Here is a 24,103-nt window from a genome sequence, read left to right on the forward strand (position 1 = left end):
GATGCCGCAAATACGGATTTCTGAAGCAGCCCGCTTCCTTGGTGTCAGCGACGACACTGTGAGGCGTTGGACCGAGAATGGAACCCTCACTGCCCGGAAGGACGCAGCAGGACGACTCGCCGTGGACGGGCTGGAACTCGCCAAGGTTGCCCGCGATCAGTCCCACCTTCCGGACGATCCCGCCCGCACAGGCAGTTCAGCCCGGAACCGCTTCGTCGGTCTGGTCACGGGCATTACCGCAGACAAGGTCATGGCACAGGTGGAGCTCCAATGTGGGCCGTTCCGCGTGGTGTCGCTGATGAGCAGCGAAGCCGTGCGCGAGTTGGGCTTGGAACTCGGGTCAGTGGCTACAGCGGTAGTGAAGGCCACTACCGTCATCATCGAAACGCCGCACGGAAAGAGCATCGTATGACGAACATCCGCACCAACGTCACCGCGCTCTTGGTTGCGGCAGCTCTGGCGGCCGGCATGGCGGGCTGTGCTTCCAACACCACAGGCCCAGCTGCAACCGGGAATCAGCCGAGTGGCACGATCACAATCTTCGCTGCGGCGTCCCTCAAAGCAACGTTCACCCAACTGGCCCAGGACTTCGAATCCAAAAACCCCGGCACCAAAGTGAACCTCAGCTTCGCCGGTTCCGCAGACTTGGCAACGCAGATTACCCAGGGTGCCCCCGCGGATGTGTTTGCCTCCGCGGACAACAAGAACATGGCGAAACTGGCTGACGCGAAGCTCGTTGTCGGAACTGCCAAAAACTTTGCCACGAACGTACTGGAGATCGCCGTCCCGCCCAGCAACCCGGCGTCGATCTCGTCCTTCGCGGATCTGTCCAAGCCAGGCGTCAAAGTTGTGGTGTGCGCCAGCCAGGTTCCTTGCGGTGCGGCCACGGAGACCATCGAGAAGGCCTCGGGGACAACCTTGAGCCCGGTCAGCGAAGAGTCGTCAGTCAGCGACGTGCTCGGCAAGGTCGTTTCGCAGGAAGCGGACGCGGGACTGGTTTATGTCACGGACATCAAGGGTGCCGGGAACAAGGTCAAGGGGATTCCGTTCCCGGAGTCCGGCAAGGCCGTCAATACGTATCCGATTGCCACAGTGGGCACCAGCAAGAACACGGAGCTCGCCCGTGCCTTCATTGCCATGGTCACCGGCAGCGAAGGCCAGAAGGTCCTCAGCGACGCTGGCTTCGGCCCCTCATAGGATCGGGCATGAATCGTACACGCGCCTCCGGCTATCACGGCATCCCGCGGTGGATCTATGTGATCGCCACTGTGGGCGGATTATTGGTGGTACTTCCCCTGCTCGCGATGCTGGTGCGCGTGAACTGGTCCCAGTTCCTTCCTCTCATCACTTCTGAGTCCTCCCTCGATGCGCTGGGCCTCAGCCTGAGAACGTCAGCAGCAAGCACCCTGTTGTGCATCGTGCTTGGTGTGCCGTTGGCCCTCGTCCTGGCCCGAGGGGAGTTTCCCGGGCAGAGGCTGCTGCGATCGTTCGTGCTGTTGCCGCTGGTGTTGCCGCCCGTCGTCGGAGGTATCGCCCTGCTGTACACGTTCGGGCGGCAAGGGCTGTTGGGGAAATCGCTTGAAGTGGCCGGAATCCAGATCGCGTTTTCCACTACAGCCGTAGTGCTGGCCCAGACGTTCGTTGCCCTGCCATTCCTTGTGGTCAGTCTGGAAGGCGCTTTGCGCACTGCCGGTAGCAAGTATGAGGCCGTGGCGGCTACCCTCGGCGCCCGGCCGACCACGGTTCTGCGCCGCGTTACCGTTCCGCTGGTCCTGCCGGGGGTCGCGTCGGGCGCCGTGCTGTCCTTTGCCCGAAGCCTCGGCGAGTTCGGTGCCACTTTGACGTTCGCTGGCAGCTTGCAGGGCGTGACCCGGACCTTGCCGCTGGAAATCTACCTGCAGCGCGAGACCGACGCCGACGCCGCCGTCGCGCTCTCGTTGGTGCTGGTGGCGGTGGCCGTGGCGGTTGTTGGGCTGAGTTATGGTCGCCGCGTCTCTGTGGAGGTACAGCCTTGAGTTTCGAGTTGCAGGCAACTCTAAAGGCGAGGGGCTTCGAGATGTCCCTCGTCCTCGGGGAGGGCGAAACGGTGGCCATCCTCGGTCCAAACGGTGCGGGCAAGTCAACGTTGCTGGGTGTGATTTCCGGGCTGCTAAGGCCGGATTCCGGTTTGGCCCGGATCGGGGACCGGCAGCTTTTTAACCTCGACGGCGGCACTCACCAGTGGAGCGCACCGCACCTTCGCGGCACCGCACTGCTCGCTCAGGAGGCGCTGCTGTTTCCGCACCTGAACGTACTGGACAATGTGGCGTTCGGACCCCGCAGTACGGGCGCGTCGAAAGCCGCTGCCCGCGAAAGCGCCCGCCATTGGCTGACCGAAGTGGACGCTCTTCACCTCGAATTCCGCAAACCCGCGCAGTTGTCCGGCGGCCAGGCCCAACGCGTTGCCGTGGCACGGGCCCTTGCTGCCGAGCCTGAACTACTCCTCCTGGACGAGCCAATGTCAGCCCTGGATATCCATGCAGCACCGCTGCTGCGTCGCGTCCTCAAACGGGTCCTGGCCGGACGCAACGCCATCATCGTCACCCACGACGTCCTTGACGCCTACATTCTCGCCGATCGCGTCATCGTCTTAGAGAACGGGCGCATCTCCGAGGAAGGCCCAACCCGCCAGGTCCTCGAACGCCCCCGAAGCCACTTCGCGGCCGGACTTGCGGGACTCAACCTCGTCAGCGGAATCATCACGGAGCAGGGAATCACGACGCCGGATGGCCGGCTTTTCGCCGGACAGCACGATCCTGAGTGGTCACCCGCGCCCGGCCAGGCAGGCGTGGCGGCCTTTCCGCCGTCGGCCGTTTCCGTTTTCCTTGGTGAAGTGCACGGAAGCCCGCGCAACTCCTTTCCCGTTACCATCCGTGATTTGGAGCCGCACGGCGACCAGATTCGGGTCAGGGCAGGCGGACCGGGCTTGGGGGAGCGCAGTACGTTATCCGCCGATATCACTCCTGCAGCCTCTGCCGATCTGGGCCTGGCACCGGGCATGGATGTGCGGTTCGTCGTGAAGTCGGCCCTTGTATCCATCTACCCGGCGTGAGGCCCACCCCGCTTGGTTGAGCGGTTACATGCCGGGAATGTCCAGGGCTTCGTAGACCTGGATGCTGGCACCAGGCATCATCAGGTGCGGATGGCCCTCCAGGAGTGCAAGGGCTGCGTCCATGTTTTCGGCCTGGAGGATGGTGTACCCCGCTACGCCTGTGTTGGTGTCGGAGACACGTGAGTTTGCCACTTCCTTACCCCCGCCCAGTGGCGTGCCAAGATCGATGATCCCGTCGCCGGCCTTGTTGGCCCAGTCCATCCAGACCTTCATGCCTTCGGCTGCTGACTCGGGGGAGGCATCTTCCATTGCGGATTCGGCGGACTGGGGAGCAGTGTAAAGCGCCACGTACTTAGTCATGTCGTGTCCCTTTCGCGGTCATTCGGCGGTGAATCCGCCCGGTCACTGCCTGATCGTAGACCTCTGTTGTTCACATAGCCATGGTTTCGTCTGGACAGCTGTTTCGCCGTCGGCAAACATGGAACACATGGGCCACAAAGCAAAGTTGAGCGTAGTAGACTCAACTTTGAAAGTATTGGTCTTACTCCAGAAAGGGAGCTCTCTTTGGACGTCAAATTCACCACCAAAAGCCAGGAGGCCCTTTCTGCGGCCGCCATGAACGCCTCCACAGCGGGTAACCCACAGTTGGAGCCAGCACACCTGCTGAAGGCCCTCATGGACCAGCGTGAGGGTGTCGCTGTTGCTCTCCTGCGCGCCACGGGTGCTGATCCGGATGCCGTGAGCGTTCAGGCCAGTTCGGCTATCAAGTCCCTGCCGTCCTCTTCGGGCAGCTCGGTCCAGCAGGCCCAGCTCTCCCGGCAGTCCATGCAGGCCATCCAGGCTGCCCAGAACGAGGCCGACAAACTCGGCGACTCCTTTGTCTCCACGGAGCACCTGCTGTTGGGGCTTTCGGCCGGCAGTGACTCGGTCGGAAAGTTATTGCGCGACGCCGGTGCGTCCCACGAAGCGCTGCTTGCCGCCCTGCCGGGGGTCCGGGGCGATCGAAAGGTCAACTCGCCGGATCCTGAAAATACATTCCAGGCCCTGGAGAAGTTCGGCACGGACCTCACTGCTATTGCACGCTCAGGAAAGCTGGATCCGGTCATTGGCCGGGACAGCGAGATCCGTCGCGTGGTTCAGGTCCTGAGTCGGCGAACCAAGAACAACCCCGTGCTGATTGGTGAGCCTGGCGTTGGTAAGACTGCCGTCGTCGAGGGCCTCGCGCAACGCATGGTTGCCGGCGACGTCCCGGAGAGCCTCCGCGGCAAGACCCTCATCGCCTTGGACATGGCCTCCATGGTGGCCGGAGCCAAATACCGCGGCGAATTCGAGGAGCGGCTCAAGGCAGTTCTGGAGGAGATCAAGAACTCCAACGGCCAGATCGTCACGTTCATCGATGAAATCCACACCGTTGTTGGCGCCGGCGCCACAGGTGAGAGCGCCATGGACGCGGGCAACATGCTCAAGCCGATGCTGGCCCGCGGCGAGCTGCGCCTCATTGGTGCCACCACCTTGGATGAGTACCGCGAAAACATCGAGAAGGACCCTGCCTTGGAACGTCGCTTCCAGCAGGTCTACGTGGGCGAGCCAAGCGTAGAGGACACCATTGGCATTCTGCGCGGACTCAAGGAACGGTACGAGGCCCACCACAAGGTGGCAATTGCCGACTCCGCCTTGGTGGCAGCAGCAACCCTGTCCAACCGCTACATCTCGGGCCGTCAGCTCCCGGACAAAGCCATCGACCTCGTGGATGAGGCCGCGTCACGGCTTCGGATGGAGATTGACTCAGCGCCGGAGGAGATTGATCAGCTTCGCCGGTCCGTCGACCGCCTGACCATGGAGGAACTGGCGCTTCAGGGCGAAACCGATCCTGCATCGGTCGAGCGTCTCGCTGCGCTTCGCGCTGACATGGCGGACAAGAAGGAAGCACTCCGGGCCCTCAACGCCCGTTGGGAAGCCGAGAAGGCCGGACTCAACCGGGTGGGTGACCTTAAAGCGAAGATCGACGAACTGCGGTCAGCCGCCGAAAAGTACCAGCGCGAAGGCGACCTCGAGTCGGCATCGCGAATACTTTATGGCGAGCTGCCTGCCCTCGAACGTGAGCTCAACGCGGCTGCCGAGGAGGAGTCTGCCCGGGGCGACGCAAAGCCCGAACTCATGGTCGCAGAGGATGTGACAGCAGACGACATTGCCGAGGTCATTTCCGCGTGGACGGGCATCCCGGCTGGGCGCATGCTGCAGGGTGAATCCCAAAAGCTGCTGCACATGGAGGAAGAACTCGGCAAGCGCCTGATCGGCCAAACCAAGGCTGTGCAGGCAGTTTCGGACGCCGTCCGCCGTGCGCGGGCGGGCATTAGCGACCCCAACCGTCCCACGGGCTCGTTCCTGTTCCTTGGCCCCACTGGCGTCGGCAAGACCGAGCTGGCAAAGGCCCTGGCCGACTTCCTCTTTGACGACGAACGCGCCATGATTCGGATCGACATGTCCGAGTACGGCGAGAAGCACTCTGTAGCACGTTTGGTCGGCGCCCCTCCGGGATACGTCGGCTACGAAGAAGGCGGTCAGCTGACAGAAGCCGTCCGTCGTCGCCCTTACTCTGTTGTGCTGCTGGACGAGGTGGAAAAGGCCCACCCAGAGGTGTTCGACATCCTCCTGCAGGTTCTGGATGATGGCCGCCTCACAGACGGTCAAGGACGGACGGTGGACTTCCGCAATACGATCCTGGTACTGACGTCCAACTCCGGCAGCCAGTTCCTTGTGGACCCGTCGCTGGATGCCAAAGCCAAGCGTGATGCCGTCATGGCGGTGGTTCAGGCCTCGTTCAAGCCGGAGTTCCTGAACCGTTTGGACGAGATCGTTCTGTTCGACCCCCTCTCCGTGGAGGAGCTTGCCCGGATCGTGGAGCTCCACGTTGCCGAACTCACCAAGCGTCTGCGGGACCGCCGCTTGACCCTGGAAGTGACCGACGGAGCCCGCGCCTGGCTCGCGATGTCCGGCTATGACTCCGCGTACGGCGCGCGACCACTGCGACGCCTCGTCCAGCGCGAGATCGGAGACCGCCTGGCCAAGGAGATCCTTGCCGGCGAGATCACCGACGGCGATACCGTCTTGGTGGATACTGCGGCCGATGTTGACGAACTCACCATCGAGGGATTTGAGTCGCTGACAGGTCCCGACGGCGGCCCGTCCGTGGGCACGGGGCTACTGGTTCGGAAGAAGTAGTCAGGCGGGTTACTTATTGAGGAGGTCTTCCTTGATGGTGTTGCCCGAATCCACGACGATGAAGCAATCAACGCGGCGGTCGCCCCGGTCCCAACTGGTGGTGCTCGGGTAAACGTTCTGCTGAAGCAGCACGTACTTATCGGCCGCCTCGTGATTCAGCTTTACTGCGCCGCAGACCTCACGGCCCTTGTCCTTCAGCGCGTTCGTGCCGGGAAAGGAATCATCCGCTGGGTATATGTGGACGGCGCCCAGTTGGGCTGAATGCTCCGTGTCACAGGGCACGGCCCTGGCCTTGGGAGCATTGGGATCGAAGTCGGCAAAGCAATCGCCCACCTGGAAATCCTTGGCTTCGGTATCCCGCGGAAGTGGGCCAAGGCTGACCGTGGGGCTCGGAGTAGTGACCACAGCCTGCGGCCGGGTGCCCAACAGGTTCAACAGCACCCAGATCACGACGCCGATGAGCACCAGGACGCCCACCACAATTCCGCCGATGACAAGCCGCTGACGTTTCACAGGGTCCCCGTGCGGGGCGGGTTGGGGCTGCTGACGAGGATCGCCTGGCTGGTTGGGATCCCCTGGCTGGGCCGGATACTGCGGCTGGGCCGGATACTGTGGCTGGCCAGGGTATTCTCGCTGGCCTGAGTGCTCTGGTTGGCCTGAGTCAGCGGGCAGCGCAGGATCAGGCTGGTCGCTGGGATTAGGTACGAAATCGGGGTCAAGATCCGGCGCAGGGTCGGGCTGCAGGCCTGAAGCTTCGGGCTGTGTTCCCGAAGGTTGCTTCGGCTGCTCTCCGGGGGCGCGCGGTGGCTGGGCTCCGGGAGCCTGCGGCGGCGTGGGCGGTACCTTGGGCGCAGCTGGCACCTCGGCCTCGCCTTTGTCGCGCGGTGAATCATCACGTGGTGGGGTGTTGTCCTCGCTCATATCCCGGAGTCTGCCTTCCTGCTCTGGAGCCGCATTGAGGCAGACTCTACCCAATTTTTTGGTGTATTGGAGGTGGTGGGGAGCGGTTTGGGCTGCAGTTGTACCCGCCGCAGGTCCAGGGTGGCGCGCAGGCACCCCCGAAAGCATGTAATCTAGACATACGACAAATTGACCAAACATTCCGGGGCCTCACCGATAGCCAAGGTGACCACCTCCGGTCCAAGTACAAAAGGGGGTCACGCCATGGGGCGCGGCCGTCAAAAGGCAAAAGCTACCAAGCAGGCTCGGGACATCAAGTACTACTCCCCGAACACTGACTACTCGGCACTTGAGCGTGAGCTCACGGGCCCATCCAGTCGTGTAAAGAGCCACTTCCCCGAAGATCCCCCGGAGCCGGACTACTCGGCTTATGAGGACAAGTACGCGGAAGACGATGACGACGAGGTAGACACCCGCCGTATCGGATAGCTGTCGCAAACAATCGGTGCCTCTGGCACTGAGTTGCGTACCGCCGTCGTACATTAAGGTCGTCGCGCATCTCCGGATGCCGAATATCTCTGAAAGAGGCCCGCAGGGCACGCCATTCATTGGCGTACCCTGGGGGCCTTTCTTCGTATCATGACCCGCCAGGGTAATCAGGCGCACGTCTGGCGCAAGCAGTGGAAGCGCCATAGCGTAGTCCCCATGGACTCCAACGCGGGGTCACTTAATGCCCATTCCAGGCCTCAACATGGGCCACAAGTGACCCCGCGTTGCTAGGAAAGGGAACGGCATGCCGGTGGTCGAGAGTTACAAGCAGGGGACTCCATGTTGGGTGGACCTGTCCTCCACTGACGTCGAAGTTTCCCGGAAGTTCTACACTGAGCTCTTTGGCTGGGAGCTGGATCCCTTGGACGCCGGTAACGGCATGACGTACTACATGGCGAAACTCCACGGTCGGAACGTTGCCGGCATGATGCAGCAAATGCCGGACGCCCCGGAGGGAATGCCATCCTATTGGGCCAACTACATTGCCGTAGACTCCGCGGATGACGCGGCAGAACGGGCTGTGGCGGCAGGCGGATCCATCTTGTTCGAGCCTGACGACGTGCCGAACGGCAGCGGACGAATGTTCTTCGCCATAGATCCCACGGGGGCGCAGATCGGCTTCTGGGAAGCTGGTACCCATCCCGGATCCGGCTTGGTCAACGAGCCAGGCACCATGATATGGAATGAACTACAGACAGACGACGTTCCCAGAGCCGTGAAGTTCTACGAGGCCGTCACGGGGTGCAGCAGCGAAACCACACCCGCAGGAGATCTTCAGGAGTACACCAGCCTGCTGGTGGAGGGAAGGCGGATTGCCGGTGCCCTCAAGCTGCCGATTGAAGGACTTTCGCCTTTCTGGATGACGTACTTCGGCGTCGAGGACGTGGATGCCGGAGTGGAGCGGGCTGTTGAGCTTGGAGCTCACGTGATCGCTCCGGCTTTCGATGTCCCAGGCATCGGGCGAATGGCAGTACTCATGGACCCCGCCGGCGCCGCATTCAGCATCATGACAGGACTTGCCGCATGACTTCCCGGACCCATTATTCAAGTGGTGAACCCTGCTGGGCCGATCTGCAGACCCCGGACGTTTCCGCAGCCAAGGAATTTTACGGCAAGCTGTTCGACTGGACGTTCACTGACCTGCCCACACCTGACGGCCGCAGCTACGCGCAGGCCTTTATCGGCAAGGACCTGGTGGCGGTCATCGCTCCGCAGAACCCCATGCAGGAGGCCGCGGGCAAACGTGGCCAATGGAACATCTACCTCGCTGCAACGGACGCTGAGGAGATAGCGGAAGACGCCGCCCATGCTGGTGGGAAGCTCGCGTTTGGTCCGGAGCAGGTGGCCGATACAGGCGTCCTGGCGTTCATCGAGGCGCCCGGCGGCGGGACCACCGGGATCTGGCAAGCGGGTACCCACATTGGAAGCCATCTGTTCAATCAGGCCGGTGCCTTGGCTTGGGCTGAGCTGCTGACTCCGGAACCGCAGGCAGCCATTGCGTTTTTCCAGCAGCTTTTCGGACATGAAGTCACCGAATATCCACAGGACGACGGCGGCAGTTACAGCACGCTGATGGTCAAAGGCGAGGAGGTGGCAGGGATTGTCCCTGCCGAAGAGGGCGAAGAAGCCGCTTGGCAGATCTATTTCGGTGTGGCGGACCTCCGAAAAGCCGCTGAAGCTGCCATGGCCGCAGGTGGAGTGGTGCTCGTGGAACCGGAAGAACGGCCAGAAGCAGGATCTTTGGCAACCATCCGGGATCCGCAGGGCGGCGTTCTGAGCTTGATCCAGATCTGAACGGCAAAAACGAAAGAGCGGCCGGGCAGTTGAGATCAACTGTCCGGCCGCTCTTTCACTAAGAGAAAACGCGCCTAAGCGTAGGCGTTCACCAAACGTACGGCACCGCCGTCGACACCCTTGGCACCCTGGACGTAGTCCGGGCCGGTCTTGTCGATCGAGTCAGAATCTGCAGTAACTGTGCCCATGATCCAGGACGGCAGGCCGCGCTCATTCAGGCGTGCCACGGCGGCGTCAGCGGCCTCCGGGGACACGATCGCCACCATGCCTACGCCGAGGTTCAGCGTGCGCTCAAGATCGGCGAGGGGCACGTTGCCAAGCTCGGAAACCAGCTTGAAGATAGCCGGCAGTTCCCACGTGTTGCGGTCAACCGTGGCAACCAGGCCCTGCGGGAGGACACGCGCCAGGTTGGCAGCGAGGCCACCACCGGTGACGTGGCTGAAGCCGTGGACGGCCGCGCCGGCTGAGACCGGGAACGTGCGGGCGAGGTCCAGGCAGTCGGCTGCGTAAACGCGCGTCGGCTCCAGGAGCTCTTCGCCAAGCGTGCGGCCGAGTTCGGAAACCTGGCGGTCCAAGGCCCAACCGGCGTGGTTGATGACGCGGCGGACCAACGAGTAGCCGTTGGAGTGCAGGCCCGAGGATGCCATGCCGATCACCACGTCACCGGCGCGGACGCGGTCTGGACCCAGCAAGGCGTCGGCTTCGACAACACCGGTAGCGGCACCGGCGACGTCGTACTCGTGCTCACCCAGCAAGCCCGGGTGCTCAGCGGTTTCGCCGCCAACCAGGGCGGTGCCGGCAACGGAGCAAGCAGCTGCGATACCACGGACGATGTCCGCGATGCGCTCCGGGACAACCTTGCCGCAAGCGATGTAGTCCGTCATGTAGAGCGGCTCAGCGCCGACCACCACGATGTCATCCACAACCATGCCCACGAGGTCGAAACCGATGGTGTCGTGGATATCCATGGCCTGCGCGATAGCAACCTTGGTTCCCACGCCGTCAGTGGACGTGGCCAGCAACGGCTTCTTGTAGGTGAGCAGCTTCGAGACGTCGTACAGGCCTGCGAAACCGCCGACGCCGCCAATCACCGAGGTGTTGTGGGTCGCCTTCACGGCGTCCTTCATGAGCTCGACTGCGCGGTCTCCCGCTTCGACGTCGACACCCGCGGAGGCGTAGGTGATGCCTGTTGAATTCGGGGTGCTTCCAGCGGCGGGGGTTGCGGAGGTCATACAGACTCTTTCTTGTCGGCGTCGGTCAAACGATCAGCGTCGGTCAGCAGGTTCTCGAATTCAGCATCCGGGCCCGGATCGCAGCCCGTGGCTCCGGGCTTCTCGGCCGGATCCTCGGTGTCATCGGGGGACTCCGCAGCAGGGGGCAATCCGCCCAGGTCCGTGCGCTCCAGCAGGTTCTTGCCCAGCTTGTCCGCGTGCGGCAGCTCAATCGGGTACTGGCCGGTGAAGCAGGCCGTGCAGAGGCGCTCACGCGGCTGCTGGGTTGCGCCGATCATGCCGTCTTCGGAGATGTAGGCCAGCGAGTCGGCACCGATTGCCTGGGAGATTTCCTCGATGGTGGCGCCGTTGGCAATCAGCTCTGCGCGGGAGGCGAAGTCGATGCCGTAGAAGCACGGCCACTGAACCGGGGGAGAGGAGATCTTCACGTGGACAGCAGCGGCACCTGCTTCGCGGAGCATCCGAACGATGGCGCGTTGCGTGTTGCCACGGACAATCGAGTCATCCACCACAACAACACGCTTTCCGCGGATGACTGATTCCAAGGCGTTGAGCTTGAGGCGGATACCCAACTGGCGCAGGGTCTGCGACGGCTGGATGAAGGTGCGCCCCACGTAGGCGTTCTTGACGAAGCCATGGGCGAAGGGGATACCGGACTGCTCGGCGTAACCAACTGCGGCTGGCGTGCCCGATTCAGGGACCGGAATGACGATGTCGGCCTCGTGGGTGTTTTCGCGGGCCAACTGGCGGCCCATTTCAACGCGGGCTTCGTACACGGAGCGGCCGGCAATGGCAGCATCCGGGCGGGCAAGGTAAACGTATTCGAAGACACAGCCAGCGGGCGTTGCCTCGGCAAAACGCTGGGAGCGGACGCCGTCCTCGTCGATGGCAATGAACTCGCCGGGCTCGATCTCACGGATGAAGCTCGCACCAACGGTGGCCAGGCCAGCTTGCTCGGAAGCAACAACCCAGCCACGCTCAAGGCGGCCCAGACACAGCGGCCGGATGCCGTAGGTATCGCGGGCGGCGTAGAGGGTCCCTTCATCCATGAAGACGAAGCAGAAGCCACCCTTGATCTTGGGCAGCAGCTCCAGAGCGGTCTGCTCCAGGGTTTTGCCCTCTTCGCCCTCAAGGAGTGCGGTCACCAAAGCGGTGTCAGAGGTGTTGCCCTGCTTCATTTCACCGGTCAACTGGCCATCGTTGCGCTCGAGGATCATTTCCCGGAGTTCAGCAGTGTTGGTCAGGTTGCCGTTGTGGGCCAAGGCAACCGTGCCGGTCGCGGTTGCGCCCAAGGTGGGCTGCGCATTGGCCCAGTGGCTTGCACCAGTGGTGGAGTACCGGCAGTGGCCAACGGCCAGGTGTCCGGTGAGGGTGTTCAGGGTCGTCTCATCGAAGACCTGGGACACAAGGCCCATGTCTTTATAGACGTTGATGCGCTTGCCGTCACTGGTAGCAATACCAGCCGACTCTTGTCCGCGGTGCTGCAGCGCATACAGCCCGTAATAGGTGAGTTTTGCTACTTCTTCACCGGGAGCCCAGACCCCAAAGACGCCACAAGCGTCCTGAGGGCCTTTTTCGCCGGGGAGAAGATCATGAGAAAGTTTTCCGTCGCCACGTGCCACTGGTCGATTGTCTCATGTTGTGGCCGTGGTAAGTTCCCGCTCCGGCTTTGTGACCCCATGAACACGGCCTATTCGGCCAAAATGCGGTGTGTCTCACAACGGCACCCCCGCAAAGAGGTGCTTGGACTGCGCTACTTAGCGGCCGCCGTCGTGCTCTGGACCCTCATCCGGAACCGAATCCGGGACGGCCTCCACTACGGCACGCTTGGACCGCTTGACGCTGATCCGGTCCAGAACCAGGGCGAGGATCGAGAACAGGATGACGCCCCCGGAAACGCAGGCCACCAGGAAGAAGCCGAAGACGGTGCTGGCGTCGAAGGCGGGGTCCGCGGGACGGCCGTACGCGATGAAGGCGGCGGCGATTGCACCCACAATGGCACCGAGAATCATGAACGGAACAAACTTGGGTGCGCGGCGAACTGTAATTTCGCGGCGGGCAGTGCCATTTCCGGATTGGGCGTTGGGGTCCTCAGAAGCCATGCCTTCCAGCCTACCGTTCCGGGTTTGCGTACAGATAATGCCCCTCGGATTGCTCCGGAGGGGCATCAGCTGCACATAAGTTCGGCGGAGTCAGCTGCCGCGGTACGTCGAAAACGCGAACGGGCTCAGCAGCAGCGGCACGTGATAGTGCTCACCGGCATCCGAAACCGTGAAGTTTAAGTCCACTTCGGGGAAGAACGTTTCCGTGCCAAGGCCCTCGTAGTAGGCGCCGGTGGCGAAGTTCAGACGGTAGGCGCCGCCGGGAATCCGCTCCGGACCGAGGTCCTTGATGCGGCCGTCGGCGTCGGTCTCGCCCTTCGCGATCAGAGTCCAGTTATCGCCTTCGCGGACGTAGAGTACGACGGCGACTCCCGCCGCCGGGCGACCGGAACCGGTATCCAGGATGTGCGTGGTTACCTGTGAAACACTCATGCATTTTCTCCTTCGCTGATCACGCCTGAGAGACGCAGCAATGCGATCTCCCGCAGCTGGCCAGCCACGATTGCGTCTTCTTCTTCGGGGGTGTGGGTGAGGCGCTCCTGAAGGGAACTCAGGATCTCCTGGGCGCTGCGTCCTGCTGCGCGGATCAGAAAGACCCTGCCGAACTTCTCTTCGTAGGCGCGGTTTCCCTCGGCGAGGGCGGCGGCCGTGCCGTCGTCGCTGGGGTCCACTCCGGACTGTTCCGAACGGGACATGGCCGCTTCGGTGGTTTGGGCCTTGGGCCGTTCGCCGATCCGGGGGTGGTGGGCGAGTGCGGACTCCACCTCTTCCGGCGTGAACGGCTCGGCGGCTTGGCGGGCCTGCCCCAGCAGTTCGTCGACGCTCGTGAAGGGTCGGGCGTCTGCGACGTCCTCAACCCAGCGGCTGATGTCCAGGCAAGGGGTCAGGGTCCTGATGGCCTCGTCCCGGTCAACACTGTTGAATACTGCAAGCTCCATGCTTGTGTCATCCTCGTGCAAATGCTGGCATCCATGGTGTCGGCTATGCGGAACTCCCGCTTTCCAGCAGGAGGAAGCTTGCTTCTCAGTGCTTCCGCATCATGGAACTGTTATTTCAGCATACGTAAATAGTTAAGCCGAGCACTTGGCCTGGTGTCAAGAGAGTACCGCGTTGGAGCGCCGCGTTCTCACGGTGAGGTACAGGCGGTGCGCCGTAATAACCAAGGCAAGCCAGGCTATGCCAAGAGTCCACGCGGCCAGGACATCAGTGAGCCAGTGGTGCCCGAGGTAGACGCGGCTCAAGCCCATGGTTGCGGCAAACGCTGATGCCAGGACGACGGTGATGATTCTGGCCTTGGCCGTTTTGAGGCGAAGAATGATCAAGTAAGCCACGATTCCTGCAATCACGATGGAATTCAGGGAGTGGCCGCTGGGGAACGACGGCGAGTGCTCGTACGGCGGAATGGCGTCCGCGAGGTCAGGGCGGGTGCGGCCAAACATCGGCTTCCCCAGAATCGTCATCAGTAATGAGCCCAGGCCTGCTGTCAGCATCAGGATGACAGGCGTCCAAGAGCGGCGCTTCGTGGCCAAGGCGATCATGATCCCCACCGCGATGATGGGCATGCCAACCGTGCCGCCAACGTTCGTGTAGGCCGTGATAGCAAGGTCCAGTGCAGGGGAGCGAACGGTTTTGGCGGCGTCAAGGACCGGGTGGTCAAGGCCCGCGACCCCGTCGGCTTCCGTGACCGACTCGTAGACCTCGCCGAAAGCCACTGCGAGGGACACGGCTATGACAAGTCCAACGGCCAACGTGATGATCAGCGCTGCATACGGGCCCAGAAGTGTGGTGATCCGCTGTGCAGCTCGCGCCAGGACGCGGCCAACCCGGGTGTTCCACCTTGTGAGATCCTGCCCCGCGACGAAGCGGTCTTGGGTTACCTCGCCGCGGACGCCCTGCTCCGGCTGCTCTTTTCCTTCAGTCGTCACCCTTGTCCCCTCACCGTGGCGGCTGTCCGTCACTGTGGCGGCCTCCGTATTGGTGAGTAACCTTAGCAGTTTGGGCTTGGGGGCAGCTGATGAGGCTCGCCCCGCACCGCACGCTGGGGCAGAATGACGAGAACCAGCTGAAGGAGTTCGCACATGCCAGACATACTGACGTCCAGGTTCCTGTTCGGTCCCGGCCCGAGCAACTGCTACCCCGAGGCCATGGCCGCGCTGGCCTACCCGGTGCTCGGGCATTTGGATCCCGTCTTCATTGAACGCTTGGACCACACGTGCGAGGGTCTGCGGGCGGTCTGGGGTACTTCGAATGCGCGAACGCTCCCGTTAAGTGCCACAGGCTCGGGCGGCATGGAGGCCGCTTTCGTGAACACCGTGTCCGACGGCGACGTGGCAGTGATCGCTGTCAACGGACTTTTTGGGGCGCGCATGTGTGAGGTCGCCCGGCGGTGCGGGGCAACTGTCGTTCGGGTCGACCACGAGTGGGGCCAGCCGGTGGACGCTGACCGCGTGCTCTCGGCCCATCCGAATCCCAAGGTGATTGCCGCCGTCCACGCCGAAACCTCCGTCGGCGTCCTCTCTGACGTCGCTGCGCTGGGCGCAGGGAAGGGTGACGCCTTGCTGATCACCGACGCCGTGACGTCCATTGGCGGACTGGAGCTTTTGGCAGACGACTGGGGGATCGACGTCGGATATGCCGGGACTCAAAAGTGCCTGGGTGTTCCGCCGGGACTTTCGCCATTCACCGTGTCTGACCACGCGTTCGAGCGGCGCGTCAAGGATCCGCGCTCCTGGTACCTGGATATCGGCCTGCTCGGCGGCTACGTCGGCGCTGCCAGCGGTGCCCGCACGTACCACCACACGGCGCCGGTCACCATGATCGCCGGCTTGGAAGCCGCGCTCGACCGCATCCTCGCCGAGGGGCTCGACGTCGTCCAAGCCCGGCACGGCGCTGCCGGCACTGCGTTGCAGAGCGGACTGCAGGAGATGGGACTTGAGCTGTTCGCCGCTGAAGGCGCCCGGCTGCCGAGCCTCACCACCGTGAAAGTGCCCGACGGCGTCAACTCGGCCGCCGTCCGCGCTTACCTTCTGAAGAACTTCAGTATGGAGATCGGTTCCGGGGTGGGCGAGTTCGCGGATACGGTCTGGCGCATCGGGATGATGGGGCCGAACGCGAACAGCGCGTCGGTGACCTTGGTGCTGGGCGCACTGAAAGAAGCCATCGACAAGGCGTAAGTGAGTGAACCTCCGCACTTTCGGACGTTCTCTCACATCCTGCCCGTTTCTGGCGGATCTTCTCTCACATCCCAAGGGTTTTTGGCGGGATGTTCTCTCACATCGTGACCGGTTTGGGCCGATGTTCTTTCACTTCCGGTCGGTCGGGGTGTGAGAGAAGGTCAGGTTTCGCGGGTCAGGATCCAGGTGTTGGTGCCGTCTTGGCGTTCGAAGGTCACGGTTGTCACCAGGGCCTCGATGAGCGCCAGGCCTCGTCCGGATTCGGCGTCCTCGTCGGGCATGTTGGGTTGCATGTCTTCGGCGAAGGGTTCGCGGGCGTTGTAGGCACTGACGCGCGCCTGAAGGCGGCTGGGCCGGACGCTGATGTCCACACCGATCTCCACGGGCTTCTCGGCCACGGGAAGGGCGTGTTGGACGATGTTGGCGGCTGCCTCGATGACGGCGGTGGTGAAGGTCATGCGGTCCATGTCCGGGACGAAGGAGGCATCGTCCCACAGGGCATCAAGCTCACCGTGGATGGCCTCGATGGCTTCTTCGTTGGACAGACCGCGGAATCCCCTGCGTGCGATGACCTCAGTCATTTCCGAACGCCTCCTCGGCTGAGGAGTACGCGGTGAGGACACGGTCCATGTTGGTCAGTTCCAGGACCATCTTGACTTGCGGCTGCACGCCCGAGATCCGCAAATCGCCGCCTGCCTGGCGGGCCGCTTTGAGGCAACCGATGAGGGCTCCGAGGCCTGAGGAATCCATGAAGTCGGTTTCTGCAAGGTTCACCACAACGCGGCTGGATCCACCCGCCACAACCTCGGCCACTAGTTCTCGCAGCTTCGGAGCGGCCACCATGTTCAACCGGCCAACGCTCTTCACCTCCGCGTAGGAGTCTTTGACCTCGTAGCTAAACTGCATCAGCATTCCTCTCTTCGGAGACTTCAGGAACAAATCCCTTGTACAAAACAGCCTTGACCAGCACGCTGAGGACCACCAGATCGTAAGTTACCCACGCTACATTCACCAGGGTTCCGAGGGGCTCCGACAGGCCAGAAAGAAGCCGCGCAAGCCCAACAACCAAGGCCACGGCAAGCAACACAGCAACGATGATCTGCGGACGAATCAGGCTCCAGCTGGGGCCGCCACTCTGCCTGGCTTTGGGGGTGACGGCGAACCCGAGGGGACGGCCGAACCAGACGTTACGGGCCGCCGTCGTGCAGGCCTTGATCCAGGTGGGGAACAGCGCGAGGCTGTACTGCTGCCCGCGCCAGGTGGGAATCCCGTGCCCGGCGATAACAAACAGCATCTGGTTTACCACCATGAACGGGATGAAACGGGAGAAGAACTCAAAGCTCAGGCTGCTGACGGGGAGGATGCCGAGCGTCAGGTAGATGATGGGCGCCGCAAAGTACACCACGGCCGCATAGCCGCTCAGGTAGCTCCACATGGTGGAGAAGTACATGAGCCGCTGACCCCACGCGAGGCGGGGTTGGACCAGCGGGTTCTCTCGCAGGAGGACCTGCATGGTGCCTTGGGCCCAGCGAAGGCGTTGGGTCAGCATGGTCGCGATGTCTTCGGGAGCCAGCCCGTTGGCGAGGACTTCGTGGTGGTACACGCTCTTCCAGCCGAGGGCGTGCAGGCGCATCGCGGTTGCCATGTCCTCGGTCACGGAAATCGTGGCCAGCGGCATGATCGGCTGGGCTTCGTCGGTTCGTTCCACGGAGATGGCGTCCAGGACTGCATGAACGGACTCGAGGGCGCCCAGCGGTGACCAGTCGCGTCCGGACATGCGGTCGACGGCGTCAGTCGCCACTGTCGTGACGCCAGACTCGCCGACGTGGGCAAGTTCCATGGCGGCGATTTCTTCGAGGTCGGATTGGAGCGCCGAGAAGTCGGCCGCCACGAGCGTGCGAACGGCGTCGTCCACTTTGCGGCGTACACGGTACGTGATCTCGCTCAGGGATGCCCCGGCTTCGAGCTCCTGTTGGGCGCTTTCGGTGGCGGCTTCCACCTCGTTGAGCATTTGCTCCACCAGCGGGTTCTCCGCCTCCGCCGAACGCCTGGCCTTCTTGATAGCGGAACGGGAGGCAGCGAGGGCGCGGCGCACACTCTTCTCCGTGGCCTTGACGTAGCCCACCAAACCAAGCTGCATCAAGGATTCCCTGCGCAGGATCGCATTGGAGCCGCAGAAGAACGCCGCGTTCCAGCCGTCCTTGCCCTGCTGGATAGGGCCGTAGAAGAGGGGAGCCTGGCTGCCGAGGGGATCGTTTGCGGGAACGTTGATGAAGTACTGGGGCGTCTGGACCAACGCCACGCGGTCATCGTTGAAGTAACCCAGCGTCTTGTCCAGGATGTCCGGCTCGGGGATCTGATCGGCGTCGAGAATCAACAGATACTCGCCCGACGTAATCATGAGCGCGTTATTCAGGTTGCCGGCCTTGGCGTGCCGCGGCATGTCCGGTGTCCAGTCGGCGCCGCGGGTCACGTAGCCGATCCCGTTGGACTCCGCGAGCTCGCGCATCTCAGGGCGGTCGCCGTCGTCCAGAATCCAGGTACTGTGCGGCCAGCGGATGTCCTTAGCGGCGAGGGCCGTGGTCATCACCAAGTCCAGCGGCTCGTTGTACGTGGTGATGAAAACGTCCACCGTCGCGGTATCCGGCGCCGCGGGCGGTGGCTTCCGAATCTTCAGGTTCCAGACCGTCAGGCCGAAAAGCATGACGTCAATGAGGCTGTAGGTCTCGGCAATAACCAACGGAACAGCGATCCACCACGCTTCCCAGTTCAGCGAAGCCAGCCAGCGCCACGCCACATAATTCACGCCCAGAATGACCGTTAGGACAACACAAAGCCGAGTCCAGAATCGCGTCACGTTCCCCCCTTTTCGTGGCTAGTACCGGATGGTCTGGGCAACTCCGCTGTGGTTGCCTTCCAGCCCAACATCCCCGCCAACCTCACGGCGTCGGTGAACCACGACGGCGGTCACGTCATCTTCCGCTGTGTCCGCCGGTGCCAGCTCGAGCAGGGCAGCGCAGACTTCGTCCGAGGTGCCCCCGCTGCGCGCCGCCTTCTCTACGTTCCTCACGAACTCTTCCAGGGAATCGTGTGCGTCGAGCACACCGTCGCTGACGATCACCAGTGAATCGCCCGGCTCCAGCTGCAGTTCCGCGGCCGGCCATTGCTGTTCTTCCAGGATCCCGACAGGTGGCCCGGCGGAAACCAACCTGCGTGCCGCCCCCTCGGCCGGGACGTGCAGGCCAAGTCCATGACCGGCGTCGATATAGCTGAGCTTGCCCGAGGCACTTTCCAAGCGCGCATGGAACATGGTCACGAAGGACCCGGACTGGTCCAGATCGGAGGTCAGGGTGGCGCTGGCGGACTCGAAAGCGTCAGCAATTGCCGGGGTGTCCGCCACAGACCGCATCACGGCGCGGACGGTGGCAGCTATTAAGGCCGCGCCCATGCCCTTGCCCATGGCGTCGGCGAACGTCAGGTGCATGCCATCACTGGTCTGGTACCAGTCGTAGAAGTCCCCACCTACGCTGCGCGATGGGCGGAAGGCACCAGCGACGTCGTAATCCTTCAGCCGGACAGTTTCCTGCGGGAGGAGGCTCGTCTGCACAACCGCAGCGCGGGCCAGTTCGTCCGTCTGGCGTGTGTCCTCGGCGGGTGTGCGGGCGTCCTCGCCCTGCGGAACAGTGCCCGGATGCGGGCCTGCAGTTCCTTGGGGCTGAACGGTTTGTTGATGTAATCGTCCGCGCCGGTGTCCAACCCGGTAAGCCGGTCTATCTCGTCGGCACGGGCCGTGAGCATCATGATGTAGGCATCGGAGAATTCCCGAAGGCGCCGGCAAACTTCCATGCCGTCGATATCCGGGAGGTTGATGTCCAGCGTCACCAGTTCGGCGTTGGTGTTACGGACGGCCTCGACGCCGGAAAGACCGTCGGGCGCTTCCGTCACCACAAAGTCGAGCTGCTCAAGGACCAAAACGAGGAGGCCACGGATATCGGCGTCATCTTCTACGACTACAGCATGGCGAGGGGACGCGGTTGAGACCATGGCTCCATTAACTACTGCCGCGGGCCTTTTGTCACGTTTAGTAAAGAGACGTGTAACGCCCGCTCACAATAGTGAGCGGGCGTTACAAAAATTGTGCAGTTATGTGCGAGAGGAATTCCCTTAAACCGGCAGGATGTGAGAGAAGGATGGTCTCAAAGCCGCAGGATGTGAGAGAGGGTTAGACGCCCAACAACTCTTCCTTCAGGGCCTGGACGTGGCCTTGGGCGCTGACCTGGTACTGGGTGAGCTTGACGGTGCCTTCGCCGTCGAGCACAACAGTGGAGCGGACCAGGCCTTCGACAATCTCGCCGTCAACCAGCTTCTCGCCCCAGGCGCCGTAGGCGAGGGCCACGGAGTGGTCCTCATCGGAGAGCAGCGGGAAGGTCAGCGCAAATTCACCAGTGAACTTGGCGAGGGCCTCGGGGCCGTCAGGGGAGATCCCGATGACGTCGTAGCCGTTGCCCTGCAGGCTTGCGAGGTTGTCGCGGAAATCGCAGGCCTCGGTGGTGCAGCCGGGGGTGGCTGCTTTGGGGTAGAAGTACACAATGACGTTGCGTCCGCGGTAATCGGACAGCGAGACCTTGGTGCCGTCGGCGTCGAGCAGCGCGAAGTCAGGTGCTTGCGTTCCGACGAGGAGTTTCTGGGTCATGGCGATCCTTTGCGTTTCACCGGCACGCAGCCGGCATTGGTCATTCAAGAAAACGGATTGTCTAAAGACAGAACAGCGAAGTCAGATGCTGTATTCCGCAGGTCCGCGCACTGTGGCATAAGGCCCTGGCACGAACTGGTAGCCACCACCACGGACGGTGGCGACAGTGTGGCGGGCGCTTCCGAGCTTCCGCCGCACCCTTCCAACATAAACGTCAATGGAGCGAAATGCCGCGCCGGGGAGGTCAAATGACTCCAGGAAGCGTTGCAATTCTTCACGACTGATGGCGCGCGAGCAGTTCACCACGAGGTAGCGCAACAGCTTGTATTCCATGCCAGTAAAGGCAACCGGCTCGCCGTCGAGCAGCACTACTTCAGCGGCGAGGTCGATTGCAAGTTGACTACGACGCCCGGCCAACATGACGGGCTCGACGGCGGTGCTGCCGCCACTTTCGGCGTCGCGGTCCTGTCCGTCCGCGAGAGCTGGTCCGTCTCCCAGAGCCTCGGCGAGGGACAGGGAAGGGTGGGTACCGGCGTCGGCGGCTTCCTGCGGAGTGCCGCCCCAGGAAGTATCGCCGACGCCGGAGTGTTCTGCCCCGATGGCGGGCCAGATGCGGACTTCCGCCTCCGGGGCAAGTTTCATGGCCCGGGCCAGCACAAGGCGTGCTGCCCGTTCCCAGACTGCTGGATCCATCTCGTCGCCCTCGGCCGGGTTGACCCAGAGCGCGAGTCCCCGCGCGCTCACTCCCGGTCGCCGGCCCATGGCCCGCGCTGCGGCATCACGGAAAGGCGGCGGTCCGTAGGCGCTGACTGCCATGGCGGTGGACCCTAAACGTTGCCGCGGCGGAGCAGCTTGCCGCCGGGGTTCTGGCCGTCGATCGGGGTGCCGCGCAGGTAGGTCTTGCGGACGACGCCAGCGAGTGGACGGCCGTCGTACGGCGTGATCGGGTTCTTGTGCTTGAGCTTGGTGACGTCCACAACGAAGGCCTCGTCCGGCGCGAAGATGGAGAAGTCGGCGTCGTAGCCCAGGGCGAGCTGGCCCTTGTTGTGCAGGCGGGCCAAGGCAGCGGGCTTCTCGGCCATCCAGGACACGACCTGTTCCAGCGGGATGCCGCGGTGGCGGGCTTCGGTCCAGATCAGGGACAGGCCCAGCTGGAGCGAGGAAACGCCGCCCCAGGCTACTGCGAAGTCGCCGTTTTCCAGGTCCTTCAGATCCAGTGTGGAGGGGGAGTGGTCCGAGACGATGCAGTCGATGGTGCCGTCCTGCAGGCCCTTCCAGAGGAGCTCGCGGTTGGAGGCCTCACGGATGGGCGGGCAGCACTTGTAGGCCGTGGCGCCGTCGGGGATTTCTTCGGCCATGAGCGTCAGGTAGTGCGGGCACGTCTCAACGGTGAGGTTGACGCCGTCGCGCTTTGCTGAGGCGATCATCGGCAGCGCGTCGGAGGAGGAGAGGTGCAGGATGTGGGCGCGGACGCCGGTCCAGCGGGCGCGTTCGATGACCTCGGCGATTGCCTTGTTCTCGGCGCCGCGGGGGCGGGACGCGAGGAAGGTCTCGTAGTGGTCACCGCCGGGGTGCGGGGCGCGGTCGATCGCGTGGGAGTCCTCGGCGTGCACGATCATGAGGGAGTCGAAGGACTTGAGCTCAGCCATGTCCTCTTCCATCTCATCCGCGTCCAAGTGCGGGAATTCGTCCACGCCGGAGTGCAGGAGGAAGCACTTGAAGCCGAACACGCCTTCGTCGTGCAGCGGGCGGAGGTCGCTCTTGTTGCCAGGGATGGCACCGCCCCAGAATCCGACATCCACGAACGCCTGGTCCTTGGCCACGACGCGCTTCTGCTCCAGGCCGTCCACGCTGGTGGTGGGCGGGATGCTGTTCAGCGGCATGTCGATGATGGTGGTCACGCCACCGGCAGCTGCGGCGCGCGTGGCGGAGGCGAAGCCTTCCCATTCGGTGCGGCCGGGCTCGTCTGACGTGGACGTGCGTGTCCACCAGGCCGGGGATGAGGGTTTCGTCGTCTGCGAGTTCGATGACCTCGTTGCCCGTCAGGCCGTTGCCCAGCGGTTCGATGGCGACGATGATGCCATCGCGGATGCCAACTTCGCGCGCTGCGAGGCCGGCGGTGGTCAGGATGCGCTGGCCCCGGATAACGAGGTCATAGGCGCCGATTGCTTCAGACATTGAGGTACTCCTTGTTTTCGGTCCGTTCCGCCAGATACACGCCTATGTGCTTACCTAATTGTTCAAGCAACGGACCGGCTTCAGCGATACATTTCTGGACATCAGCTTCCATGTCGGTCAAAGCGTGGACCGTGTGGAAGCCGGCATCCGTGAGTTGTTCCCGGCTCAGGGTACTCCGGCCGCAGACTGCGATCACGGGGACCCCGGCCTTCTGTGCTGCGCGCGAGACGCCCATGGGGGTCTTGCCGAGCAGACTTTGCTCGTCCAGGCTGCCTTCTCCGGTGATCACCAGATCGGCGCCCTTCAGTCTCTGTTCAAGGTCAGTGAATTCAAGCACGACGTCGATACCCGGCCGCCGCTCAGCCTTCAGTGCCGCGATGGCAATGTAGCCAACGCCACCTGCTGCTCCGGCGCCTTCTGCCTTGGCGGCGTACTTGGCGTGCTGGCCGGTGGTTGCCGCGAGCACGTCGACGAAGTGGCTCAGTGCCGCGTCGAGCGAGGTGACGTCGTCCGGCGTCGCACCCTTCTGCCGACCGAAGATGGCTGGGGCTCCGCTTGTCCCTAAAAGGGGATTGTCGACGTCGGACGCCAACACGAACTCTGTGGCCTCGACGCGGACGTCGAAGTTGGAGAAGTCGATGCTGTCTATTCCCGCGAGGGCCGCGCCGCCGCCGGGCAGTTCGTTGCCGTCCTTGTCCAGGAAAACGGCGCCGAGACCCTGAAGGACTCCCGCGCCGGCGTCGGTGTTGGCGCTGCCGCCCACACCCAGGATGATCTTGCGGCAGCCGAGGTCCAGCGCGGCCCGGATGAGTTCGCCCGTGCCGATGCTGGTTGCCGTTTTGGCCGTCTGGGAAGTGGGGCCGTCCGGGAGGAGGGCGAGGCCGGAAGCAGCCGCCATTTCGATGACTGCTTCCTGGTCCCGCACTGCGAAGTCTGCCCTTACCGGTTCGCCCAGCGGGCCGGTGACGGTGGTGGTCCGGCGGGTGAAGCCGGAGCCGATGGCGGCGTCGATGGTTCCTTCGCCACCGTCGGCCACCGGAATGCGTGTTGCTTCAAAGCCTTTCGAGCCGAACCCCGCCAAGAGTCCTGTTGCGAGATGCATGGCGACGTCGGGCGCGGACAGCGAGCCCTTGAATTTATCCGGGGCGATGACAACACGCATTCCGGTG

The 24,103-nt window shown here is 63.1% G+C and carries 23 protein-coding genes and 2 pseudogenes; 9 read left to right on the plus strand and 16 right to left on the minus strand.

What is annotated here, in order from left to right; all coding sequences use genetic code 11:
• Position 1: 1 nt before the first annotated feature.
• The 4 genes from ACTAQJ_RS20150 to ACTAQJ_RS20165 are packed head-to-tail and all read left to right on the plus strand — an operon-like array spanning position 2 to position 3,091.
• Complete coding sequence (locus ACTAQJ_RS20150) at positions 2–412, plus strand: TOBE domain-containing protein (protein ID WP_498698837.1); 411 nt, start codon at positions 2–4, stop codon at positions 410–412.
• The gene (gene modA / locus ACTAQJ_RS20155) at positions 409–1,197 is read left to right on the plus strand and encodes a molybdate ABC transporter substrate-binding protein (RefSeq protein WP_498698839.1); all 789 of its coding nucleotides are present in this window, start codon (positions 409–411) and stop codon (positions 1,195–1,197) included. Before ACTAQJ_RS20150 ends, modA begins: the two co-directional genes overlap by 4 nt.
• 8 nt (positions 1,198–1,205) lie before the next feature.
• Complete coding sequence (locus ACTAQJ_RS20160; RefSeq protein ID WP_498698841.1) at positions 1,206–2,015, plus strand: ABC transporter permease; 810 nt, start codon at positions 1,206–1,208, stop codon at positions 2,013–2,015.
• Positions 2,012–3,091 carry a sulfate/molybdate ABC transporter ATP-binding protein gene (locus ACTAQJ_RS20165; protein ID WP_498698844.1) on the plus strand — a complete coding sequence of 360 codons (1,080 nt, stop codon included), beginning with the start codon at positions 2,012–2,014 and terminating at the stop codon, positions 3,089–3,091. The genes ACTAQJ_RS20160 and ACTAQJ_RS20165 overlap by 4 nt, the downstream gene beginning before the upstream one ends.
• Before the next feature lie 24 nt (positions 3,092–3,115).
• Here ACTAQJ_RS20165 and ACTAQJ_RS20170 read toward each other — a convergent pair whose 3' ends face one another.
• The gene (locus ACTAQJ_RS20170) at positions 3,116–3,451 is read right to left on the minus strand and encodes a YciI family protein (protein WP_498698846.1); all 336 of its coding nucleotides are present in this window, start codon (positions 3,449–3,451) and stop codon (positions 3,116–3,118) included.
• A 204-nt stretch (positions 3,452–3,655) separates the two neighbouring features.
• Between ACTAQJ_RS20170 and clpB the strand changes: the two genes are divergently transcribed.
• Positions 3,656–6,313, plus strand: coding sequence for an ATP-dependent chaperone ClpB (gene clpB, locus ACTAQJ_RS20175; RefSeq protein WP_431116745.1), 2,658 nt, complete (start codon positions 3,656–3,658; stop codon positions 6,311–6,313).
• A gap of 9 nt (positions 6,314–6,322) precedes the next feature.
• Here clpB and ACTAQJ_RS20180 read toward each other — a convergent pair whose 3' ends face one another.
• A complete protein-coding gene (locus ACTAQJ_RS20180) occupies positions 6,323–7,234 on the minus strand; it encodes a septum formation family protein (protein WP_498698850.1) in 912 nt (303 codons plus the stop codon).
• Positions 7,235–7,477: 243 nt separating this feature from the next.
• Here ACTAQJ_RS20180 and ACTAQJ_RS20185 point away from each other — a divergent pair, with 243 nt between their 5' ends.
• The 3 genes from ACTAQJ_RS20185 (at position 7,478) to ACTAQJ_RS20195 (ending at position 9,556) form a co-directional block, all read left to right on the plus strand.
• Positions 7,478–7,702, plus strand: a complete 225-nt coding sequence (locus ACTAQJ_RS20185; RefSeq protein ID WP_024818182.1) for a DUF3073 domain-containing protein — start codon at positions 7,478–7,480, stop codon at positions 7,700–7,702.
• A gap of 304 nt (positions 7,703–8,006) precedes the next feature.
• A complete protein-coding gene (locus tag ACTAQJ_RS20190; RefSeq protein WP_498698852.1) occupies positions 8,007–8,789 on the plus strand; it encodes a VOC family protein in 783 nt (260 codons plus the stop codon).
• On the plus strand, positions 8,786–9,556 hold the full coding sequence (locus ACTAQJ_RS20195; RefSeq protein ID WP_498698854.1) for a VOC family protein: 771 nt from the start codon (positions 8,786–8,788) through the stop codon (positions 9,554–9,556). Before ACTAQJ_RS20190 ends, ACTAQJ_RS20195 begins: the two co-directional genes overlap by 4 nt.
• A gap of 74 nt (positions 9,557–9,630) precedes the next feature.
• Here ACTAQJ_RS20195 and purM read toward each other — a convergent pair whose 3' ends face one another.
• The 6 genes from purM to ACTAQJ_RS20225 form a co-directional block, all read right to left on the minus strand.
• Positions 9,631–10,788 (minus strand): phosphoribosylformylglycinamidine cyclo-ligase, encoded by a 1,158-nt coding sequence (purM, locus tag ACTAQJ_RS20200; RefSeq protein WP_224089090.1) that lies wholly within the window; start codon positions 10,786–10,788, stop codon positions 9,631–9,633.
• Positions 10,785–12,410, minus strand: coding sequence for an amidophosphoribosyltransferase (purF, locus tag ACTAQJ_RS20205; RefSeq protein WP_431116741.1), 1,626 nt, complete (start codon positions 12,408–12,410; stop codon positions 10,785–10,787). Before purF ends, purM begins: the two co-directional genes overlap by 4 nt.
• A gap of 135 nt (positions 12,411–12,545) precedes the next feature.
• Positions 12,546–12,890 (minus strand): hypothetical protein, encoded by a 345-nt coding sequence (locus tag ACTAQJ_RS20210; RefSeq protein ID WP_498698856.1) that lies wholly within the window; start codon positions 12,888–12,890, stop codon positions 12,546–12,548.
• Positions 12,891–12,980: 90 nt separating this feature from the next.
• Positions 12,981–13,322: a hydroxyisourate hydrolase gene (gene uraH, locus ACTAQJ_RS20215; protein WP_431116739.1), complete on the minus strand. Its 342-nt coding sequence runs from the start codon at positions 13,320–13,322 to the stop codon at positions 12,981–12,983.
• Complete coding sequence (gene uraD / locus ACTAQJ_RS20220) at positions 13,319–13,828, minus strand: 2-oxo-4-hydroxy-4-carboxy-5-ureidoimidazoline decarboxylase (protein ID WP_498698858.1); 510 nt, start codon at positions 13,826–13,828, stop codon at positions 13,319–13,321. The genes uraH and uraD overlap by 4 nt, the downstream gene beginning before the upstream one ends.
• A 156-nt stretch (positions 13,829–13,984) precedes the next feature.
• Positions 13,985–14,815 (minus strand): phosphatase PAP2 family protein, encoded by an 831-nt coding sequence (locus tag ACTAQJ_RS20225; RefSeq protein WP_498698860.1) that lies wholly within the window; start codon positions 14,813–14,815, stop codon positions 13,985–13,987.
• Between the two features lie 153 nt (positions 14,816–14,968).
• On the opposite strand from ACTAQJ_RS20225, the gene ACTAQJ_RS20230 reads away from it, so the two are divergent.
• Positions 14,969–16,063 carry a pyridoxal-phosphate-dependent aminotransferase family protein gene (locus ACTAQJ_RS20230; RefSeq protein WP_498698861.1) on the plus strand — a complete coding sequence of 365 codons (1,095 nt, stop codon included), beginning with the start codon at positions 14,969–14,971 and terminating at the stop codon, positions 16,061–16,063.
• 161 nt (positions 16,064–16,224) lie between these two features.
• Here ACTAQJ_RS20230 and ACTAQJ_RS20235 read toward each other — a convergent pair whose 3' ends face one another.
• The 8 genes and pseudogenes from ACTAQJ_RS20235 to ACTAQJ_RS20270 all read right to left on the minus strand — a co-directional run bounded on the left by ACTAQJ_RS20235 (position 16,225) and on the right by ACTAQJ_RS20270 (position 24,096).
• Entirely contained in the window at positions 16,225–16,644 is a 420-nt protein-coding gene (locus tag ACTAQJ_RS20235) for an ATP-binding protein (RefSeq protein WP_498698863.1), read from the minus strand.
• Positions 16,637–16,969 (minus strand): STAS domain-containing protein, encoded by a 333-nt coding sequence (locus ACTAQJ_RS20240; RefSeq protein ID WP_224089065.1) that lies wholly within the window; start codon positions 16,967–16,969, stop codon positions 16,637–16,639. Before ACTAQJ_RS20240 ends, ACTAQJ_RS20235 begins: the two co-directional genes overlap by 8 nt.
• Positions 16,959–18,920, minus strand: coding sequence for a glycosyltransferase family 2 protein (locus ACTAQJ_RS20245; RefSeq protein WP_498698865.1), 1,962 nt, complete (start codon positions 18,918–18,920; stop codon positions 16,959–16,961). The genes ACTAQJ_RS20240 and ACTAQJ_RS20245 overlap by 11 nt, the downstream gene beginning before the upstream one ends.
• 18 nt (positions 18,921–18,938) lie before the next feature.
• A pseudogene (locus ACTAQJ_RS20250) lies at positions 18,939–20,107 on the minus strand (PP2C family protein-serine/threonine phosphatase).
• A 178-nt stretch (positions 20,108–20,285) separates the two neighbouring features.
• Entirely contained in the window at positions 20,286–20,756 is a 471-nt protein-coding gene (bcp, locus tag ACTAQJ_RS20255) for a thioredoxin-dependent thiol peroxidase (protein WP_498698867.1), read from the minus strand.
• An 81-nt stretch (positions 20,757–20,837) separates the two neighbouring features.
• Positions 20,838–21,572, minus strand: a complete 735-nt coding sequence (locus ACTAQJ_RS20260; RefSeq protein WP_498698869.1) for a winged helix-turn-helix domain-containing protein — start codon at positions 21,570–21,572, stop codon at positions 20,838–20,840.
• An 11-nt stretch (positions 21,573–21,583) separates the two neighbouring features.
• Positions 21,584–22,934: pseudogene (allB, locus tag ACTAQJ_RS20265) on the minus strand (allantoinase AllB).
• Positions 22,927–24,096 carry a glycerate kinase gene (locus tag ACTAQJ_RS20270; protein WP_498698871.1) on the minus strand — a complete coding sequence of 390 codons (1,170 nt, stop codon included), beginning with the start codon at positions 24,094–24,096 and terminating at the stop codon, positions 22,927–22,929. Before ACTAQJ_RS20270 ends, allB begins: the two are co-directional and overlap by 8 nt.
• Positions 24,097–24,103 lie beyond the last annotated feature (7 nt).

Source organism: Arthrobacter sp. alpha11c, assembly GCF_054149985.1.

Excerpts from the sequence above, each read along its gene's own strand:
- ACTAQJ_RS20150 (WP_498698837.1), top strand. The coding sequence starts at position 2 with ATGCCGCAAATACGGATTTCTGAAGCAGCCCGCTTCCTTGGTGTCAGC.
- modA (WP_498698839.1), top strand. The coding sequence starts at position 409 with ATGACGAACATCCGCACCAACGTCACCGCGCTCTTGGTTGCGGCAGCT.
- ACTAQJ_RS20160 (WP_498698841.1), top strand. The coding sequence starts at position 1,206 with ATGAATCGTACACGCGCCTCCGGCTATCACGGCATCCCGCGGTGGATC.
- ACTAQJ_RS20170 (WP_498698846.1), bottom strand. The coding sequence starts at position 3,451 with ATGACTAAGTACGTGGCGCTTTACACTGCTCCCCAGTCCGCCGAATCC.
- ACTAQJ_RS20180 (WP_498698850.1), bottom strand. The coding sequence starts at position 7,234 with ATGAGCGAGGACAACACCCCACCACGTGATGATTCACCGCGCGACAAA.
- ACTAQJ_RS20185 (WP_024818182.1), top strand. The coding sequence starts at position 7,478 with ATGGGGCGCGGCCGTCAAAAGGCAAAAGCTACCAAGCAGGCTCGGGAC.
- ACTAQJ_RS20190 (WP_498698852.1), top strand. The coding sequence starts at position 8,007 with ATGCCGGTGGTCGAGAGTTACAAGCAGGGGACTCCATGTTGGGTGGAC.
- ACTAQJ_RS20195 (WP_498698854.1), top strand. The coding sequence starts at position 8,786 with ATGACTTCCCGGACCCATTATTCAAGTGGTGAACCCTGCTGGGCCGAT.
- purM (WP_224089090.1), bottom strand. The coding sequence starts at position 10,788 with ATGACCTCCGCAACCCCCGCCGCTGGAAGCACCCCGAATTCAACAGGC.
- ACTAQJ_RS20210 (WP_498698856.1), bottom strand. The coding sequence starts at position 12,890 with ATGGCTTCTGAGGACCCCAACGCCCAATCCGGAAATGGCACTGCCCGC.
- uraH (WP_431116739.1), bottom strand. The coding sequence starts at position 13,322 with ATGAGTGTTTCACAGGTAACCACGCACATCCTGGATACCGGTTCCGGT.
- uraD (WP_498698858.1), bottom strand. The coding sequence starts at position 13,828 with ATGGAGCTTGCAGTATTCAACAGTGTTGACCGGGACGAGGCCATCAGG.
- ACTAQJ_RS20230 (WP_498698861.1), top strand. The coding sequence starts at position 14,969 with ATGCCAGACATACTGACGTCCAGGTTCCTGTTCGGTCCCGGCCCGAGC.
- ACTAQJ_RS20235 (WP_498698863.1), bottom strand. The coding sequence starts at position 16,644 with ATGACTGAGGTCATCGCACGCAGGGGATTCCGCGGTCTGTCCAACGAA.
- ACTAQJ_RS20240 (WP_224089065.1), bottom strand. The coding sequence starts at position 16,969 with ATGCAGTTTAGCTACGAGGTCAAAGACTCCTACGCGGAGGTGAAGAGC.
- bcp (WP_498698867.1), bottom strand. The coding sequence starts at position 20,756 with ATGACCCAGAAACTCCTCGTCGGAACGCAAGCACCTGACTTCGCGCTG.
- ACTAQJ_RS20260 (WP_498698869.1), bottom strand. The coding sequence starts at position 21,572 with ATGGCAGTCAGCGCCTACGGACCGCCGCCTTTCCGTGATGCCGCAGCG.
- ACTAQJ_RS20270 (WP_498698871.1), bottom strand. The coding sequence starts at position 24,096 with ATGCGTGTTGTCATCGCCCCGGATAAATTCAAGGGCTCGCTGTCCGCG.